This window comes from Micromonospora sp. NBC_00617, from assembly GCF_045161355.1.
Taxonomy (GTDB): Bacteria; Actinomycetota; Actinomycetes; order Mycobacteriales; family Micromonosporaceae; genus Micromonospora.
On sequence record NZ_CP107751.1, the window covers coordinates 6,286,285 to 6,302,727 of the forward strand.

Here is a 16,443-nt window from a genome sequence, read left to right on the forward strand (position 1 = left end):
CCGCCGAAGCGGACCGCCCCTTTCCGGTACGGCGTTACGTCAGATCCGGCTGCCGGTGGCGGCGTGGAAGACGTGGCTGCGGCCGGTGCGCGGCTTGACGAACACGGTGTCGCCCATGTTCGGCATGGTGCGCCGGTCGGTGCGGACGACGAAGCGCTCCGAGTTGCCGCCCAGCGCGGCGTGCCCGTAGACGTTGGCGTCCGAGCCGAGGTCCTCGACCAGCTCGACGACGACCGGCATGCCGCCCTCGGTCGGGCTGACCAGGTCGCAGTCCTCCGGGCGGAAGCCCACGGTCACCTTGCCGTCGCCACCCTCGGCGCGGGCCGCGGCGACCTGCTCGCGGGTCAGCGGGATCTGCAGCTCGGCGAACTCGGCGCCCTGCTCGTTCAGCGGAACGGTCTTGATGTTCATGGCGGGAGAGCCCATGAAGCCGGCGACGAACACGTTGGCCGGGGTGTCGTACAGCGCCCGCGGGGTGTCCACCTGCTGGAGGACACCGTCGAGCAGCACGGCGACCCGGTGGCCCATGGTCATGGCCTCGACCTGGTCGTGCGTGACGTAGACCGTGGTGACGCCCAGCTTGGCCTGGAGCGACGCGATCTGGGTACGGGTCTGCACGCGCAGCTTGGCGTCGAGGTTCGACAGCGGCTCGTCCATGAGGAAGACCTGCGGCTCGCGGACGATCGCCCGGCCCATCGCGACACGCTGACGCTGACCGCCGGAGAGCGCCTTCGGCTTGCGGCTCAGGTACTCCTCCAGCTGGAGCAGCCCGGCCGCCTCCTTGACCCGCCGGTCGATCTCCGACTTGGAGGTCTTGCGCAGCTTGAGGGCGAACGCCATGTTCTCGTACACCGTCATGTGCGGGTAGAGGGCGTAGTTCTGGAAGACCATCGCGATGTCGCGGGCCTTCGGGGGCAGGTGGGTGACGTCGCGCTGGTCGATGTAGATCGAGCCGGCGTCGACGTCCTCCAGGCCGGCGAGCATGCGCAGGCTGGTGGACTTGCCACAACCGGAGGGGCCGACGAGAACGAGGAACTCGCCGTCGCCGATCTCGAGGTTCAGCTCGTTGACGGCGGGACGCTCGGTGCCCGGGTAGATCCGGGATGCCTTGGAATAGGTGACCGTAGCCATGGTGGTGCGCTTCCTCTCACCGGCAGGAACGTGCCGGACGATCCGAGTGAAGGAGCGACCGGCACGTACCCGTGCCGGTCAGCGGACGGCGGGCCCGGTCGCGGGGGCGGCCAGGTTGTCGTCCGTGTCACTGCACCGTAAACGTGTTTCTCCGCGCTGCCAAGGCGGGGTGGGTCTAACGGGACCCATCACCTACGCATTCCGGTCAGTCGGGCACGGTCGCACATCAATCGACAAGTCGTCATACCAGTGGGCGTCGGGTTGCTGACGTTTCCCGTGCTCGGGAGCCCTCGCGAGCGGGATATCCGGACGTCACTCGCTATGCTGACCACGACGCACGCGCCCCTGTAGCTCAGCTGGCCAGAGCACTCGCCTTGTAAGCGAGATGTCGCCGGTTCGATCCCGGCCGGGGGCTCCAATTCCATCAGGCTTTTCCCGCCCGGCTCTGCCGGGAGTCAACCGGTTGACAGCAACGCTGACAGCAACGGCACTCACGAGAGCTTCCCGTCGAGCTTGCCGAGAGCCAGACGCATCGCGTCGAGGTTGGCGTGAGCGTAGACCTTGAGCGTGATCTTCACGTCGGCGTGCCGAGCGATGGCCTGAACGACGTGCGGCGGTACGCCCAGCTCCATCAGTAGCGAGACCACGGTGTGCCGCAGGTCGTGTAGGCGGACACCAGGCAGACCGGCGGTTTCCCGGAGTCGGGCGAAAGAGCGGCTGAGGTTGGTCGGCTCCATCGGAGTGCCCCGTTCCGAGGGAAACACGAGGTCGTGGTCCTCCCACACCTCGGCGAGGGCGGCTCGCTCTGCCGGCTGCCGTTCCTGGTGTTCGAGAAGAGTGAGCCAGGTGACCTCGGGCAGCGGCAACACCGCCTCCGAGTCTTCGGTCTTGGCGTCCTGAACGTGGAGCTGCCCGGGACGTGGGTGTCACGCCCGGCTGGACAACGTGCGGCATGGTTTGTGTCGTGGACGAGCGGCAGGGTGCGGGGCAGGATCGCTTCCGCGATCCCTTGGTCAGCCTGTACGAGATGGCGGCCGAGGACATTTACGTCGTCTGTCCGCGTTGCGGGCATCGGGCGATCAACGCTGCACGGCCAACGGCCGATAAGCGGGTGCCCTCGTGGCCCCGTCGGCTCTCGTGCACGAGGTGCGCGTACTCGGCGTCCTGGTCGCCACGGGGATCTCGGGAGTCGTGTTGGGGCGGTCCGGTAGATCCGTTTTTCGGCTTGCCGTTGTGGCTGACGGTCCAGTGCTGCGGCGGGAAGACGCTCTGGGCGCTCAACCGTACTCACCTCGACCTCTTGCAGGAATACGTCGGTGCGCGACTGCGCGAGCGGGGCCCGCAGCCGGGTGGCATGACGCTGGTGGCGCGGCTGCCGAACTGGCTCAAGGCTGCCGGCAATCGGGACGAGGTGCTCAGGGCCATAAGTCGGCTTCGCGCGTCGGTTGACTGAGACACCGCAAGGGGCTGTCGCTAGGGAGCCGGTCTGGCGGTGGCCCACCAGACGACGAGTCGATCCGCGGCGGAGCCGACCTCGTGACGGGTGGGATCAAGCCCGAAATGCTTCTCAAGCTCGTGCCAGAGGAACTCGCTGATCTCGGACCGGCCCGCGCCGCCTCTCAACCTCGCCAGCAACGGGCCGAGCATGCAGTCGTACTCGTCCGGAGCGGTCTCTGCGACGCCTATCGGGTCCCACTGGTTGAGCAGTTGCCTCAGGTTCAGTTGCAGGTCGCTCAGGTCCACGCGGGTTGATCGTGCCAGATGCTCGTCACGATCGCCGGCAGTGCCGTCGGCAGGGGCACCGATGGTCTGCCGCTCCTATAGTTCGGGTATCACCGACCGTCGAGGAGTCGCATGAGCCCGCTCGTCGCGATCGCCGGTAGCGCCCAGGCAGGCCGCTCCTACTCGCCCGCCGTACGCGACCCGGAGCGTGCGCCTGCGGCGGCGGCCGAACTGGGTGCGGCACTCGCCAACCAGGGCTGTCGCATCGTCGTGTACTCCGGCGATCCCGAATACCTGGAACGGGACGTCGTGCGCGGCTACATCAGCTCCGGCCGGGCGACGCCCGGGTCGATCCTGGTCCGTGGTCGCTACCAGCAGGACGTGGGCTTCGCGGAGGCCGAGCGGCATCCGGAGCTGTTCACAGTCGTGCCCGAGTCGACCGACGACTGGGAGGTCAGCTTCTACCGGTCGCTGCTGACTGCCGACGCGTTGCTGCTGGTGGGCGGCGAACGCTCCACGTTCATCGCCGGGCTCATCGGTCTGTCCCGGCGCATCCCGGTGGCGGCGGTCGCCGCGTTCGGCGGGGGTGCCGAGAAGGTCTGGCAGCGCCTCAGCGGCGAGCGCGGCGTCGCCACCGAGGAGGAGGTGGCAGTGCTCGCCCGGCCGTGGCAGCCGGGTGCCGCCGAGCCGATCGTCACCGCGCTCTGCGCCCAGGTGCAGCGCCGCGCCGAGCAGGAACGCGCCTCCCGCGAGGCCGAGCGGGCTGCCGGGCGGCGTACGGTGGCGGGCCTGGTCACCGCGCTGGTCCTCCTGCTGCTCGCCCTCGCCACGATCCCGCTGGCGTACGCCGCTCCGACCGGCGGGTGGCAGAACGTCGCGGTTCTCGTGGCCGCCCCGCTGTTCGCCTCGGTGTGGGGTGCGATCGTGCGCAACGCGTACGACGGCAGTGGCAACTGGCTGCGGGCGGCGGCGTTGGGCTCGGCCGCCGGTGTCATCGCCTTCCTGCTGTTCGTCGCGGCGCAGATCGCCACGAACCCGGGCCTGCTCGACGGTGACGCGGCGCGGCAGTTGGTCTTCTTCGTCCTGGCCATCGGGTTCATCGGCGGGTTCACGTCCGAGGTCGTCTACGCCAAGCTGCGTGACCAGGACGTGGCGCAGACGTCGGTCCTTCCGCCGGGCGGCCTGCGGTGAGCCGGGCCGTGGAGGAGTCCAATCGGGCGATGCTGCGGGCGCGCGACGCGATGGACCGGGCGTACGCCGAGCCGCTGGACATTCCCGCGTTGGCCCGGATCGCGCACGTCTCCGAGGCGCATTTCATCCGGACGTTCCGGGCCACGTTCGGCGAGACGCCACACCGCTACCTGCAACGCCGCCGGGTGGAGCGGGCGATGACGCTGCTGGTGGAGACGGACCGGGACGTCACGGACATCTGCTACGCCGTCGGCTTCGGCAGCCTGGGCACGTTCAGTCGGACGTTCCGGCAGATCGTGGGGGAGTCCCCCACGGATTTCCGGCGTCGCCGCGCGGCGGCGGGCAACGTGCCGTCCTGCTTCGCCAAAGCGTGGACCCGACCCAGCAGTTTTGGATAAGCCGCAGGTCACGGTCTACCTCTAGCGTCATGGGCATGACGATGAACGCGATCAGCCGCTCCCAGATCTACGTCCTCGACCAGGACGAGGCGCTGGACTTTTATGTCAACAAGCTCGGTATGGAGGTCAACACCGATCAGGATCTCGGCTTCATGCGCTGGTTGACGGTGAACCTGCCCGGTGACCCGGAGCGCGAGATCCTGCTGGAGAAGCCGGGCCCGCCGGCGCTGGACCCGGCCACGGCCGAGCAGGTGCGGGAGCTGCTCACCAAGGGCGCCCTGGGTGGGTACCTCTTCCTGACCACCGACGACGCCCACAAGACCCACGAGGATCTCGTGGCGAAGGGCGTCGAGATCACCGACGAGCCGACCGAGCGCCCGTACGGGATCGACTTCGGCATCCGGGACCCGTTCGGCAACAAGATCCGCATCGGCCAGATGTTCCCCCGGGCGTAGCGTAAAGATCAAAAACCGGAGGGCGCGGGCCAGTCCCGCGCCCTCGGGTGTGTTTGGGTGTACGGCATGCGAACGCGGTTGCTGTACCTGGCCCGGCACGGCGAACAGGACCTCACCGGGCACGCCGACACGGCCTCGACCGAGCCGGATTCCGGCCTGTCCGAGCGTGGCCGGCGGCAGGCCACGCTGCTCGGTGAGCGCCTGCGGGGCCGGCCGTTCGTCGCCGTACACCACGGGCCGCTGCGCAGGGCCGCGCAGACCGCCGAGGTGGTCGCCGCGGCACTGCCCGGTGTTCCGGTGTACGCCACGGAGTTGGCCGGTGACCACCTCCCCCACGACACGGACCCGGCCGGCCTGCCGTCGGCGTACGCCGATTTCCTGGCCGGATTCTCGACGGCCGCGCGGGCCGACGGGCCGCGGGTGACGGCGGCGGCGGTGCGGCGCTTCACCGGTCCGGTGGCCGTCGATGAGGGAGCGGGCGAGGGTGGGCCGGTTCGTGAGCTGGTGGTGACGCACGCCTTCCTGATCGCCTGGCTGGTCCGGCATGCCCTCGACGCACCGGAGCGGCGGTGGCTGGGGTTGAACCACCACAACGCGGGGTTGACCGTCATCCGGTACGGCCCGGCCGGGCCGCCGAACCTGATCACCGTCAACGACGTGGCGCACCTGCCGACGGAGCTGCGCGGCACCGGCCTGCCCCCGGACTACCTGGTCTGAGCCGCCGGTCGGTCAGCCGGTGACCCGCAGCAGCAGCTCGACGAGCGCACGGGTGGCCGGCGGCGGCGCGGGATCGGCGGGGCAGTCGACGTATCCGGTCTCGACGGCGCCGACGGTCAGGCGGTAGCTGAACGCGTCCGCGCAGCTCGTCGCGGTGGCCGTGCGGCGGGCCTCGGTGGTCAGCCGGGGGTCGGCCGCCAGGCCGCGTAGCCGGCCGAGGTCCGCGGCGTCGAGTTTTCCGGTACGACGGCTGCCGGCCCGGTCCACCACCGTCCACCGGCCGTCCGGTTCGATGGTCACGTTGTCGCCGCGTCCGGCGAAACCGCCCGAGCGGAACAGCGTCACCCGCCCGGCCGCCGCATCGGTGGCGCCCGGTCCAGGCAGCACGGGCCCGGTCTGCGCGGTGCCGGTTGGCGCGGTCGGTGTCGCGGTCGCTGGCGGCGGGGTGCCGGTGGCCGATGGTCGATCCGCGGCGCTGCCGGCCCGGTCGGTGCCGGTGCAGCCAGCCAGGAGGGCGGCCAGGAGCGCGATCGTGACGCCGGTCGTCGAGGCGGGTCTCATGTCCGTCGGACGTGTCATTGCCGACGTTGGTTCCCTTGTCAAGGCCCTCATCCGTTCGGCCAGTCTCAATGTCTGGGAGCGGTCCAGGCCTTCTCTTTTCCTCAACATATGGCTATATCTACATGCGTGACTACCCCCGTCACACCCTTTCTCCTTTCAGGAGGGCACGTGAAACGACCCCTCGCGGCCGTCAGCGCAGCGCTGCTCACCAGCGGCCTGCTGACCTGCGTCGCCACCGCGGCGCACGCCGCCCCACCCACCGCTCCCGCGTCGGACGCCTCCGCCGCGGCCCGAGCGGCGACCGTCCTGCGGACGAACCCCGGCGCCGTCCAGGGCTCGAGCGCCGAGTCCTACCAGGTGCGCAGCACCAGGGTGGACGCCTCCGGTGCGGCGCACACCCGCTACACCCGCACCTACCAGGGGCTTCGGGTGTACGGCGGTGACTTCGTCATCCACACCGCGCCGAACGGCACCTACGCCGGCAGTTCGGTCGCCCTCGCCGCGCCACTGACCCTCCCCACCACGGCCCGGGTCACCGCCGACGCGGCGAAGAAGGCGGCCCGCGCCGGGTTCAGCGGCAAGGCCGAGACCGTGGGCGCTCCGGAACTGTTCGTCGACGCCAGCTCCGGCAAGGGCCGGCTGGCCTGGGAGACGGTGGTCAGCGGCTGGCAGCCGGACGGGCAGACGCCGTCGCGACTGCACGTGATCACCGACGCCACCTCCGGCACGACCGTCGGATCGTTCGACGAGATCGAGTCGGTTACCGGCAGCGGCCAGGGCATCTACACCGGCGCGGTCAGCATCGACACGACGCTCTCCGGCAGCACGTATCAGATGATCGACCCGTCGCACGGCAACGGCCGCACCTGCGACATGAACAACGGCACCTCCACCTGCACCACCTTCACCGACGCCGACAACGCGTGGGGCACCGGCGCCAACTCCAACCGGCAGTCGGCCGCCGTGGACGCCCACTTCGGCGCCGCGAAGACTTTCGACTACTTCAAGAACGTGCACGGCCGCAACGGCATCTTCGGCAACGGCACCGGTGTGCCCAGCCGCGTGCACTACGGCAACAACTACGTCAACGCGTTCTGGGACGGCGCCCAGATGACCTACGGTGACGGCTCCAGCAACTCCCGACCGCTGGTCTCGCTGGACGTGGCCGGGCACGAGATGAGCCACGGCGTCACCGAGGCGCTGGCTGGCCTGGTCTACTCCGGTGAGGCCGGTGGCCTCAACGAGTCCACCAGTGACATCTTCGGCAACATGATGGAGTTCTACGCCGCCGCGCCGAGCGACCCGGGCGACTACCAGGTCGGCGAGAAGATCAACATCAACGGCAACGGCACACCGCTGCGCTACATGTACAACCCGTCGCTGGACGGCTCGTCCGACTCCTGCTGGTCCACCAGCACGAAGAACAAGGACGTGCACTACTCCTCCGGCGTCGGCAACCACTTCTTCTTCAACCTCGCCGAGGGCACCGGCGCCACGTCGTACGGCACCTCGCCGGTCTGCGGCTCCGCCCCGGCGGTGACCGGCATCGGCCGCGCCAAGGCGGAGAAGATCTGGTACCGGGCCCTGGACGTCTACTTCACCTCCAACACGTCGTACGTCAACACCAGCAACCCGGCGAACACGGCCCGCGCCTACAGCCTGCGGGCCGCGACCGACCTGTACGGCAGCTGCTCCACCGAGTACAAGGCCGTGCAGGCCGCCTGGACCGCGGTGAACGTGGCCGGCAGCGACTCGAACTGCTCAACCGGCAACGACTTCTCGGTGTCGCTGTCGCCGACCGCCGGCTCGGTGAACCCGGGCAGCGCGGCCTCCACCACCGTGTCGACCGCCACCACCAGCGGTACGGCGCAGACCGTGACGTTCTCCGCGTCCGGCCTGCCCAGCGGGGCGAGCGCCGCGTTCAGCCCCGCCTCGGTGACCTCGGGCGGCTCGTCCACTCTCACCATCAGCACCTCGGCGAGCACCCCGCCCGGCACCTACTCGGTCACCGTGAACGGCGCGGGGTCGGTCACCCGCAGCGCCACCTACACGCTGACCGTGAACGGCACCGGGGGCGGCTGCACCGCGCCAGGGCAGAAGCTGGCCAACCCGGGCTTCGAGTCCGGCGCGACCGGCTGGACGACCAGCTCCGGCGTCATCACCAACTCCAGCAGCCAGGCGGCCCACGGCGGGTCGTACAAGGCGTGGCTGAACGGGTACGGCGCCAGCCACACCGACACGCTCGCCCAGTCGGTGGCCCTCCCGGCGGGCTGCTCGTCGTACACGGTCAGTTTCTGGCTGCACATCGACTCGGCCGAGAGCACCACCACCACCGCGTACGACACGCTGCGCGTGCAGGTGCTCAACTCGGGCGGGACGGTGCTGGCCACGCTGGCGACCTACTCCAACCTGAACAAGGCCACCGGCTACAGCCAGAAGTCCTTCTCCCTGGCCGCGTACGCCGGCCAGACCGTCAGCCTGAAGTTCACCGGCGTCGAGGACTCCTCGTTGCAGACGTCCTTCGTGGTCGACGACACCGCTCTCACCGTCTCCTGATCTGACCGGCACGCGGGCCCGGCGGCCATCCCCCACGGTGGCCGCCGGGTCCGCGCCGTCGTGTTTCTGGCAATCTTGGACAGTTGCCGTCAGCTCCTGACGGAAACTGTCCAAGATTCGCTTCAGCATGGAATTCGGGGTGAACGTGTCGGACGCGGAACTGACCGTCGCGGTGACCGGGCCGGTGGCGACCGTGGTGATCCACAACCCGGCCCGTCGCAACGCGATGACGGCCGCCATGTGGCGGCAGCTCCCCGAACTGCTCGACCGGCTGGAGCCCGACCCCGACGTACGGGCCCTGGTGCTCACCGGCGCGGGCGACGCCTTCTGCGCCGGCGCCGACCTCGGTGACCTGGCCGAGCTGCTGGACGCCGGCGACGCCAGCATCGCGGTGGCCGCCGAGGAGCGGCTGGCCGGCTTCGCCAAGCCGACGATCGCGGCGATCCGGGGCGCCTGCGTCGGGGGCGGCGCTCAACTCGCGGTCGCCTGTGACCTGCGGATCGCCTCGGATGACGCCCGCTTCGGCGTACCGCCGGCCCGGCTCGGGCTGGTCTACCCGGCACCGACGACGCGGCGGCTGGCCCGGCTGGTCGGCCCGTCGGCGGCGAAGCACCTGCTGTTCACCGCCGAGCTGATCGACGCCGACCGCGCCCTGCGGATCGGCCTCGTCGACGAGGTGCTGCCGGGCGACCGCCTCGCCGAGCGGGTGGACGACCTCACCGCCACGATCGCCCAGCGATCGCCGCTGAGCGTGGCCGCCGCCAAGGAGATCGTCGACGACCGCGCGGGGCCAGCCCGGATCGCCTGGTGGCACCGGAAGGTCGCGGACAGCGGCGAGGCCCGGGAGGGCGTGGCGGCCATGGCCGAGCGTCGTAAGCCCCGCTTCGCCTGGCGAGCGCCGACCGAGCGCTGAAGCTGGTCGCCTACGCCTCGTCGTCGCCGTCTGCGAGGCGAGGGCGTCGATGCTCGGCGATGTAGCGCTCCACATCAGCCTTGAGCCAGATCGAACCGACAGTCAGCACGGCATACGGACGCGGGAACGCGGGATGCCGCTGGATCTCCCGGAACCTCGACCTGCTCACGCCGAGCATCGTCAAGATCTCGCCGGCTGCGACGAGTTCGCCTGGCCCTGTCTGCTCGGTCACGCCTTCGACGGTACGAGCGCGCAGACCCGTAAATTAGAACGCGTATTAGTTGTCCCGCCTACGTGGACGGGTCTATGTTGACGGGGAGGTTGAGGCGAGGCAGGCGCTGCCTGGGCCCTTGGGAGGTTGGCGTGGATCAGGATCAGGTGCAGGAGTTGGAGCGGCTGCGTGAGCGTGTGTGCCGGCTGGAGGGGTCGTTGTGGGCCGTCCGGCGGGAACTGTTCGACGCCCGGGGTCGTCTCGCCGCCATCGCACGCATCGCCGGGGACCTCGACCGGGCCCAGCGGGCGCCCGGCGTGATCTTCGGGATGGTCAACTCGGTCATCAACGGTCAGCCGTCGACCCTGCATCGGCTGAGCCGGTGGTCGCCGGTCCGGTACCGGGGGGTGCAGCGGTGAGCGGCCAACGGCACGCCCCGATCCGGCCTCTGTGGGGATGCGCGGCGTGCGCCCGGAACTGGCCGTGCGAGCAGGCCCGGGCCGAGTTGACCGCCGAGTACGCCGACGAGCCGAGACTCCTCACGCTCGACATGGCCTCGTGCCTGTTCGAGGCGAGCGTCGATCTGGCCCACCTCCTGCCGGACCCGCCCGACCCCGTCGAGCTGTACAACCGGTTCATGGGCTTCGCCCGCCAATTCGCCATCGGTACGCCCCGCCGGCCAGGTCGCCGTGAGTGGTTCGACCACTAGGGCCGGTCCTCGGCGCAGTCACCGGGGTTCCACCCATTGCGAAACCTCGATCCCGGGTGGTGCCGAACGTGAGTCGTACGGCAGGCTGTCCGTCGTGCAGCGTGATCAGTTGCTTGCGGGCCGCTACCGGCTCCTGGAGCGTCTCGGCAGCGGCGGCATGTCGGCGGTGTACCGCGCGTACGACGAGGTGCTCGAACGGGACGTGGCGGTGAAGGTGCTCGTCGCCTCGGACCCCAACGCCCGGCAGCGGATCCGGGCCGAGGCCAAGGCTGCGGCCCGGTTGTCGCACCCGCACGTCACCAACGTCTACGACTTCGGCGAGTCGCGTCTCGAAAATGTCCAGGTGCCGTTCGTGGTGCTGGAACTGCTCAACGGCGACACCCTCGAAAGACGGCTGGCCGCCGGGCCGTTGCCACCACGCGCCGCGCTGCGGGTCTGTGCCGAGGTGGCGTCGGCCATCTCGGCAGCGCACGCCCAGGGGTTGGTGCACCGGGACGTGAAGCCGGGCAACGTGATGCTCACCCCCACCGGCGCGAAGGTGCTCGACTTCGGTATCGCGGCGGCCGCCGGCGACTCCGAGATCGACTTCGACGGCCGGCTGCTCGGTACGCCCGCGTACCTCGCCCCGGAGCGACTGGCGGCCGGCGAGGTCCTGCCGGCCTCCGACGTGTACGCGCTCGGCCTGCTCCTGCACCGGACGCTCACCGGTCGGCTGCCGTGGGCGGCCGAGACGCAGACCGGGATGCTCCGCGCCCACGTGCACGTCGACCCGGACCCGCTACCCGAGATCGACCGGATGCCCGCCGAGGTCCACCGGCTCTACCACTGGTGTCTGGCCCGCGACCCCGACGACCGGCCCCCGGCGGCCGAGGTGGCTCGCATCCTGCGCACCGTCGTCTCCGGGCTGGCCGGCGAGACCCCTGCTGCCGGGCCGACCGCCGCTGCCGGGCCGACCGCCGCGGACAGGGCGGTCGCCGCCGGCTCGCCCGCTGCCCGCTCGTCCAGGGCTGGTGAGGGCGGGGCTGGTGAGGCCGGGGCGGATGAGGCCCCGGAGCGTAAGGCCGCAGCGGGTGAGGCCCCGGAGGTGGGTGACGGCGCATCGGCCCGCGCGGCCGACGGCGTGAACCGGGCTGCTTCCCACGCCCCCCGGCGACGGTCCTGGCGTCGCCAACGGGTGGCGCTGGTGGTCGGCGGCGCGGTGATCGCGGCGGTGGCGGTGGCGGTGGCCGGGTCGCTCGGCGACTACGGCACGCGGCGGCACGACGAAACCACCCCGCGAACCGGGATCGGGACGGGTGGCACCACCACGGTGGGCCTGCCGGAGACCGTGGCGCAGCCCGAACCGTCCTCTGTGCGCCCGCCCGCCGACCCGTCGGCCGGTGCTACGTCGGCCGCTTCCCGCCCTGGTCCCGGAGCGGGCCCGGGCCGCACGGCGGCTCCGGTTGAGCCACCGCCGACCGTCGCGCCCACGGGCGCGTCCACGCCTGCCGAATCCCCGGGGCTCACGGTGCGCGCCCAGGGCGGGACGGTCACCGTCCGCTGTGTCGGGGGATTGGCCGAACTGGTCACGGTGACGCCTGCGACGGGCTTCCGGGCGGCGCCCTACGACCCGGGCCCGGCGAAGCAGGTCCAGGTCGAGCTGACCTCGGCCGAGCACAGTAGCGAGATCCGCGCGCACTGCGCGAGCGGCCGCCCGAAGCCGAAGGTCAAGGAACGCGGTCTCTGACCGGGGCCGGCGGGTGCCGCGCCGGGGCGTACCCCGACGCGGCCCCCCGATCCCGCCGGCCGGTCGGTCACCGCCCCGCCAGCGACGCCCAGCCGGGGCTCACCGGCTCCCGGCGCAGCGGCATGCCCGCTTCCGCCGGGGTGCGGTCGCCCTTGCGCTGGTTGCAGCCGTAGCAGGCGGCGGTGGTGTTTCGCCAGGTGTTCCGGCCGCCCCGCGAGCGCGGCAGGATGTGGTCGATTGTCGATGCCGGCCCACCGCAGTACGCGCAGCAGCGCTCGTCGCGGCGCAGCACTCCGGCCCGGGACCAGGCCGGCCCGGAGTTGAACCGCCACCGGGTGACCACGTAGCGGACCAGCCGCACCACTCGGGGCAGCGGGAAGACGCCGATCACCTGGTCCGGCTCCGCCTCGTGAATCTCGGCCACCCGGCGGCAGAGCATCCGGACGGCGTGCTGAACGGTGACCCGGTGCAACGGGCCGAGGTCGGCGTTGATGACGAGGACGGCGTCCACCGGGGACTCCTTTCCAGCAGGTGGCGGACAGCGAAGAGCCGCCCGGTCCAGCGTTCGGACGGGGCGGCTCGGCGCGTACGGGTACGCGTCAGCCGGGCCGGCCCGCCCGGGGGCCTTCCGCTCGCCAACCGTCGCCGGGCAGCGTCGACGACGGCACGGTGGTGACGTGCGACATCGTCATGATCGGCTCCCGCGGCGGTGGTTGACTTGCGCGATCACGGTAGGTCGGCACGGGAGAGTGGGGCAACGTATTTCGATGGGCTGCCCGGCTCCCCGGGACGACGCTGACGCCGGGTCCGCGGAGCGCGCCGGGTCCGTGGAGCGCGCCGGGTCGGGGAAGCGACCCCCGCGGCGCGGCGGGCGTTGGCCAGTGGCCGGTCCAGCCGCAGGGCCATCCGCGCGGTGAGTTCGCTGTCCAGGAGTGGCCGGTTGACCTCGCCCGCGACGGCCAGCGCGGGGCCGGAGACGGAACGCCAGATGGCGGCCAGCCCGGCGCCCAGGCCGAGCAGAGCGACGGTGGCCCGCGTGGTCGGCGAACCGGCCGCGGCGGCGGCGCTCACCCCGACCACCGCGAAGAGCACCACCAGCAGGGGCACCAGCACCGGCCAGAAGATGCCCCGGGCGGCCTGGGCCACCAGTCGGCGGTCCCGGATGATCAGGTTCCGGGCGACCACCGCGTAGTCCTCCTCGTCGAGCAGGTCGCGCGGGTGCAGGCCGCCGGTGAGCACGCCGCGCCAGAGGTCACCCTGGTTGCGCAGCTCGCGGCTCAGCTCGGCCGGCTCGGGTTCGGCCGGATCGCCCCGGCCGGCCCGTTCCACCGCGACCGCCCAGGCGGCCAGCGAGCGGCGTACCACCGCGGCCGAGTACGGCGGCAGCACGCTGGCCAGCTCGTCCAGCCACCGGCTGAGCTGGATCTGCCGGCCGTCGAAGCGTCGCAGCAGTTGGGCGGCGTCGCCGGGCCGGACCGTGTCGGCCAGGGACCGGCCCAGCCGGTAGGCGAGCCCGACCCGGAGGTTGGTGGCCATCGCCCAGCGCAGCACGTCCACGTTGAGGTCGTCGAGGGCGAGCAGCAGCGGTTCGGTGTCGACGGTGTCGGACTGTTCCACCTCGGGCAGCCGGTCCAGGTCGGGCAGCCGGGCCCGGGCGGCGGACGTGTCCGGCAGCGGCCCGGTGTGCCGGGTGAGCGCCGAGATCTGGGCCAGCGCGACGTCCACGCCGTCGAGGTACATCCGCATCCGGCGCGGGAGCGACATCTCGGTCAGGTTGGAGAGCTTGGCCGGTGGGTGGGCCGGGACGGTCGGACCGGGTTCGGCGTGCTGCCCGTGGTGGTACGCGTCCGCCATCCACCAGCCCAGCCGCAGCGCGGTGACGACGCAGGCGCGCTCGTCGCGGAGCATCGGGTACGCGTCGTCCCGGACGGTCTCGTCGGCCGGCCGGACGTCCGCCGGGCCGGCGCGGTGCAGTGGTGACATCGCTGCTGCCCTCCCGCCCGGCCGATCGACAGTTGATCATTCGAGCGTACGGCAGCGTGGCGTCGCTTATGTTGCTTTTTGTCGGTTTGGGGTGTCCCGCCCGGCCAGCAGGCCCCGGGGCCGGATCGAGCGCACCGGCTCGGCCGCGGCGCCCTCCGCGCGCAGGATGTGGTTCGCCGCGATGATCCCGGTGGCCGCGGAGCGCTCCATCAGGGCGGTCGGGAAGTCCGTGGCGATACCGTCACCGGCCAGATAGACGCCGGGCGCCTCGGTGCGCACCCCCGGACGCCAGGCGTGGCTGCCCGGCGTGAACGCCGGCGCCTGCGCCTCCACCCGGGCGCGCAGCTCCCGGACCCGCAGGTCAGCCGCCTCCGGCCAGAGCGCCACCAGCTCGCGGCGCATCCGCTCGGCCAACTCCTCGGCCGGCACGCCCGGCTCACAGGCGTACGCGTGCAGCTCGACGACCGAACCGCCGGTCTGCCGCGCCCAGCGACGCGACTCGTTCTCCAGCCGGTGGTAGAGCGTCACCGAGTCCAGTGTGGGCTGGCGCGACACCCCGCTGAACACGGCCCGGTCGGCCGCCACGTCCCCGTCGCACCAGTACCGCGCCACCGCGTACGGCGGGCCGGGCGTGCCGAAGCGGGGCATCCGTGCCGCCAGCTCCGGTGCCCGCCCGACCAGGTCGGGGGAGGCCGCCACCAGCGCGGCCAGGGCCGGCGGATCCACCGCGAGCACCACGTGGGCCGCCGGGTGGCTGCCGCCGTCGGTGGTCGCCACCCGCCAACCCTCGCCGTCGCGGTGCACCCCCGTGGCACCGGACGCGGTGAGCACCCGACCGCCGTGCTTCTCCACGTGCCTCGCCAACGGCTGCCAGATCGCCGTCGCATAGTCCTCGTCGGGGCAGTCGAAGGCCAGCCCCTCCGGATTTCCGAGCAGGTAGAAGTGGAACTGGGCGACCATCTCGGCCGCCGACATCTCCGCCTCGTGGTTGAAGAACGAGTGCGAGAAGACCTCGAACAGCATCGCCCGCGCCCGATCCGGCAGTCGCAGCGAGGCCAGCAGCTCGTCGGCGGTGGTGTCGTCCAACTCCGCGTAGGTGCGGACCGGGTCGTAGGTGAGCAGCGGCAACGCCGCGTCCCGGTCCATCGACCGCAGATCGGCCAGGCGCAGACTGGGACTGCGCACCAGCAGCGCCAGCAGATTCGCCGGCGGCGCGGGCGGCAGCCTGCCGAACTCCTCGGTCGGCCACTGTGCACTGAGGATCGGATAGCCCGGAATCGGCTTGAGAAAGCCCAGGCCGGGCTCGATTCGACGAAGGATGGAACGCCAGTTGTAGTACTGCCGGAAGAACGCGTGGAATCCGTGCTCGTTCTGCTGCTCGCCGTCGCCGAGCGCCTCGGGCCACGCGCCGAGCCGCCCGCCCAGCGTGGGTGCCGCCTCCAGCAGCGTCACCGCGACACCCCGCTCGGCGAGCACGACCGCCGCCGACATGCCGGCGATTCCACCGCCGACCACGACCGCCGCGACCGGTCGCGGGACGCGGTCGGCGCCACCTCCGCCGGGGTCCACCTGGTGCTGACGTACGCCGATGAGCCGACCCACCACACGTGACAGCGCCACGCGCACCTCCCTCTTCCGGCCCAGTCTCTCCTACGGCAGGCAGCGGCGCTCGCGATCGGACGCGGGCCAGACGTACTCCAGATCGTCGGGGATGTCGGCGCCGAAGATCGGGCGGTAGTGCGTCGGCTCCTTGCGCAGCAGCGACGAGCGGTGGCTCAGGTGCAGGTCGTCGCGGCCGAGCCAGGGCGGCAGGTCACCGGCGCGGGCCAGCTCGTCCTGCGTGCGTACGACGCCGGCCCCGCAGGCGGCCGCGAGGTCGACGGTCAGCGTGGTCGCGCAGGTGTCGGCCCGTCCCGGCTCGGTCCAGACGGCACACATGTCCAGCCCGTAGCGGGTGAGCGCCTCCTCGTACCCGGCCCACATCTTCACCGCCGGATGGTTGCGCCACCCGTACCCGGGTCGGGTCAGGCCGCGTAGCACCTGGATGGCCTCCACCCGCTGCTTGCCTAGCCGCTTCTGGTCCAGCGCGCGGGCGCTGGCCAGGAAGTCCGGATACGGGAGGAAGGTCTGCATGTCGCTGCTCTACCCGCCGCCCGGGCCGGCATTCCTG

Annotated in this window: 19 protein-coding genes and 1 tRNA gene; 11 read left to right on the top strand and 9 right to left on the bottom strand. The window is 71.6% G+C overall.

Annotated elements, in window-relative coordinates; translation table 11 throughout:
• Positions 1-39: 39 nt before the first annotated feature.
• Complete coding sequence (locus OG505_RS29115; RefSeq protein WP_405429225.1) at positions 40-1,131, bottom strand: ABC transporter ATP-binding protein; 1,092 nt, start codon at positions 1,129-1,131, stop codon at positions 40-42.
• Positions 1,132-1,472: 341 nt separating this feature from the next.
• Between OG505_RS29115 and OG505_RS29120 the strand changes: the two genes are divergently transcribed.
• Positions 1,473-1,549: transfer RNA gene (locus tag OG505_RS29120), tRNA-Thr, on the top strand.
• A 73-nt stretch (positions 1,550-1,622) separates the two neighbouring features.
• Here the strand turns inward: OG505_RS29120 and OG505_RS29125 are convergent.
• Positions 1,623-2,000 carry a tyrosine-type recombinase/integrase gene (locus OG505_RS29125; protein ID WP_405429226.1) on the bottom strand — a complete coding sequence of 126 codons (378 nt, stop codon included), beginning with the start codon at positions 1,998-2,000 and terminating at the stop codon, positions 1,623-1,625.
• A 95-nt stretch (positions 2,001-2,095) separates the two neighbouring features.
• On the opposite strand from OG505_RS29125, the gene OG505_RS29130 reads away from it, so the two are divergent.
• Positions 2,096-2,584, top strand: a complete 489-nt coding sequence (locus OG505_RS29130; RefSeq protein ID WP_405429227.1) for a hypothetical protein — start codon at positions 2,096-2,098, stop codon at positions 2,582-2,584.
• Between the two features lie 20 nt (positions 2,585-2,604).
• On the opposite strand, the gene OG505_RS29135 is transcribed toward OG505_RS29130, so the two are convergent.
• Entirely contained in the window at positions 2,605-2,874 is a 270-nt protein-coding gene (locus OG505_RS29135; protein ID WP_405429228.1) for a hypothetical protein, read from the bottom strand.
• A gap of 111 nt (positions 2,875-2,985) precedes the next feature.
• Here OG505_RS29135 and OG505_RS29140 point away from each other — a divergent pair, with 111 nt between their 5' ends.
• The 4 genes from OG505_RS29140 (at position 2,986) to OG505_RS29155 (ending at position 5,614) form a co-directional block, all read left to right on the top strand.
• Positions 2,986-4,044 carry a hypothetical protein gene (locus OG505_RS29140; RefSeq protein WP_405429229.1) on the top strand — a complete coding sequence of 353 codons (1,059 nt, stop codon included), beginning with the start codon at positions 2,986-2,988 and terminating at the stop codon, positions 4,042-4,044.
• A complete protein-coding gene (locus tag OG505_RS29145; protein WP_405429230.1) occupies positions 4,041-4,442 on the top strand; it encodes a helix-turn-helix domain-containing protein in 402 nt (133 codons plus the stop codon). Before OG505_RS29140 ends, OG505_RS29145 begins: the two co-directional genes overlap by 4 nt.
• 35 nt (positions 4,443-4,477) lie before the next feature.
• Positions 4,478-4,897 carry a VOC family protein gene (locus OG505_RS29150; protein WP_405429231.1) on the top strand — a complete coding sequence of 140 codons (420 nt, stop codon included), beginning with the start codon at positions 4,478-4,480 and terminating at the stop codon, positions 4,895-4,897.
• A 66-nt stretch (positions 4,898-4,963) separates the two neighbouring features.
• Positions 4,964-5,614, top strand: a complete 651-nt coding sequence (locus OG505_RS29155; RefSeq protein ID WP_405429232.1) for a histidine phosphatase family protein — start codon at positions 4,964-4,966, stop codon at positions 5,612-5,614.
• Between the two features lie 12 nt (positions 5,615-5,626).
• Here the strand turns inward: OG505_RS29155 and OG505_RS29160 are convergent, their stop codons facing one another.
• Positions 5,627-6,175 (bottom strand): hypothetical protein, encoded by a 549-nt coding sequence (locus OG505_RS29160; protein WP_405429233.1) that lies wholly within the window; start codon positions 6,173-6,175, stop codon positions 5,627-5,629.
• 168 nt (positions 6,176-6,343) lie between these two features.
• Here OG505_RS29160 and OG505_RS29165 point away from each other — a divergent pair, with 168 nt between their 5' ends.
• Together OG505_RS29165 and OG505_RS29170 are read left to right on the top strand one after the other, a co-directional pair.
• Complete coding sequence (locus OG505_RS29165) at positions 6,344-8,731, top strand: M4 family metallopeptidase (protein WP_405429234.1); 2,388 nt, start codon at positions 6,344-6,346, stop codon at positions 8,729-8,731.
• 139 nt (positions 8,732-8,870) lie between these two features.
• A complete protein-coding gene (locus OG505_RS29170) occupies positions 8,871-9,644 on the top strand; it encodes an enoyl-CoA hydratase/isomerase family protein (protein WP_405434789.1) in 774 nt (257 codons plus the stop codon).
• Positions 9,645-9,654: 10 nt separating this feature from the next.
• Here OG505_RS29170 and OG505_RS29175 read toward each other — a convergent pair whose 3' ends face one another.
• Positions 9,655-9,876 carry a helix-turn-helix transcriptional regulator gene (locus OG505_RS29175; protein ID WP_405429235.1) on the bottom strand — a complete coding sequence of 74 codons (222 nt, stop codon included), beginning with the start codon at positions 9,874-9,876 and terminating at the stop codon, positions 9,655-9,657.
• A 131-nt stretch (positions 9,877-10,007) separates the two neighbouring features.
• Here OG505_RS29175 and OG505_RS29180 point away from each other — a divergent pair, with 131 nt between their 5' ends.
• The 3 genes from OG505_RS29180 (at position 10,008) to OG505_RS29190 (ending at position 12,290) form a co-directional block, all read left to right on the top strand.
• Entirely contained in the window at positions 10,008-10,274 is a 267-nt protein-coding gene (locus OG505_RS29180) for a hypothetical protein (protein ID WP_405429236.1), read from the top strand.
• On the top strand, positions 10,271-10,564 hold the full coding sequence (locus OG505_RS29185) for a flavin reductase (RefSeq protein ID WP_405429237.1): 294 nt from the start codon (positions 10,271-10,273) through the stop codon (positions 10,562-10,564). The genes OG505_RS29180 and OG505_RS29185 overlap by 4 nt, the downstream gene beginning before the upstream one ends.
• Before the next feature lie 94 nt (positions 10,565-10,658).
• A complete protein-coding gene (locus tag OG505_RS29190) occupies positions 10,659-12,290 on the top strand; it encodes a protein kinase domain-containing protein (RefSeq protein WP_405429238.1) in 1,632 nt (543 codons plus the stop codon).
• A gap of 67 nt (positions 12,291-12,357) precedes the next feature.
• Here the strand turns inward: OG505_RS29190 and OG505_RS29195 are convergent, their stop codons facing one another.
• The 4 genes from OG505_RS29195 to OG505_RS29210 form a co-directional block, all read right to left on the bottom strand.
• A complete protein-coding gene (locus OG505_RS29195) occupies positions 12,358-12,801 on the bottom strand; it encodes an HNH endonuclease (RefSeq protein WP_405429239.1) in 444 nt (147 codons plus the stop codon).
• A 215-nt stretch (positions 12,802-13,016) separates the two neighbouring features.
• Positions 13,017-14,273 carry a hypothetical protein gene (locus OG505_RS29200; protein WP_405429240.1) on the bottom strand — a complete coding sequence of 419 codons (1,257 nt, stop codon included), beginning with the start codon at positions 14,271-14,273 and terminating at the stop codon, positions 13,017-13,019.
• A 66-nt stretch (positions 14,274-14,339) separates the two neighbouring features.
• On the bottom strand, positions 14,340-15,893 hold the full coding sequence (locus OG505_RS29205) for an FAD-dependent oxidoreductase (protein WP_405429241.1): 1,554 nt from the start codon (positions 15,891-15,893) through the stop codon (positions 14,340-14,342).
• A 30-nt stretch (positions 15,894-15,923) separates the two neighbouring features.
• Positions 15,924-16,406: an MSMEG_6728 family protein gene (locus OG505_RS29210; protein WP_405429242.1), complete on the bottom strand. Its 483-nt coding sequence runs from the start codon at positions 16,404-16,406 to the stop codon at positions 15,924-15,926.
• Positions 16,407-16,443: the final 37 nt, after the last annotated feature.

Excerpts from the sequence above, each read along its gene's own strand:
- OG505_RS29160 (WP_405429233.1), bottom strand. The coding sequence starts at position 6,175 with ATGAGACCCGCCTCGACGACCGGCGTCACGATCGCGCTCCTGGCCGCC.
- OG505_RS29150 (WP_405429231.1), top strand. The coding sequence starts at position 4,478 with ATGACGATGAACGCGATCAGCCGCTCCCAGATCTACGTCCTCGACCAG.
- OG505_RS29210 (WP_405429242.1), bottom strand. The coding sequence starts at position 16,406 with ATGCAGACCTTCCTCCCGTATCCGGACTTCCTGGCCAGCGCCCGCGCG.
- OG505_RS29140 (WP_405429229.1), top strand. The coding sequence starts at position 2,986 with ATGAGCCCGCTCGTCGCGATCGCCGGTAGCGCCCAGGCAGGCCGCTCC.
- OG505_RS29115 (WP_405429225.1), bottom strand. The coding sequence starts at position 1,131 with ATGGCTACGGTCACCTATTCCAAGGCATCCCGGATCTACCCGGGCACC.
- OG505_RS29155 (WP_405429232.1), top strand. The coding sequence starts at position 4,964 with ATGCGAACGCGGTTGCTGTACCTGGCCCGGCACGGCGAACAGGACCTC.
- OG505_RS29200 (WP_405429240.1), bottom strand. The coding sequence starts at position 14,273 with ATGTCACCACTGCACCGCGCCGGCCCGGCGGACGTCCGGCCGGCCGAC.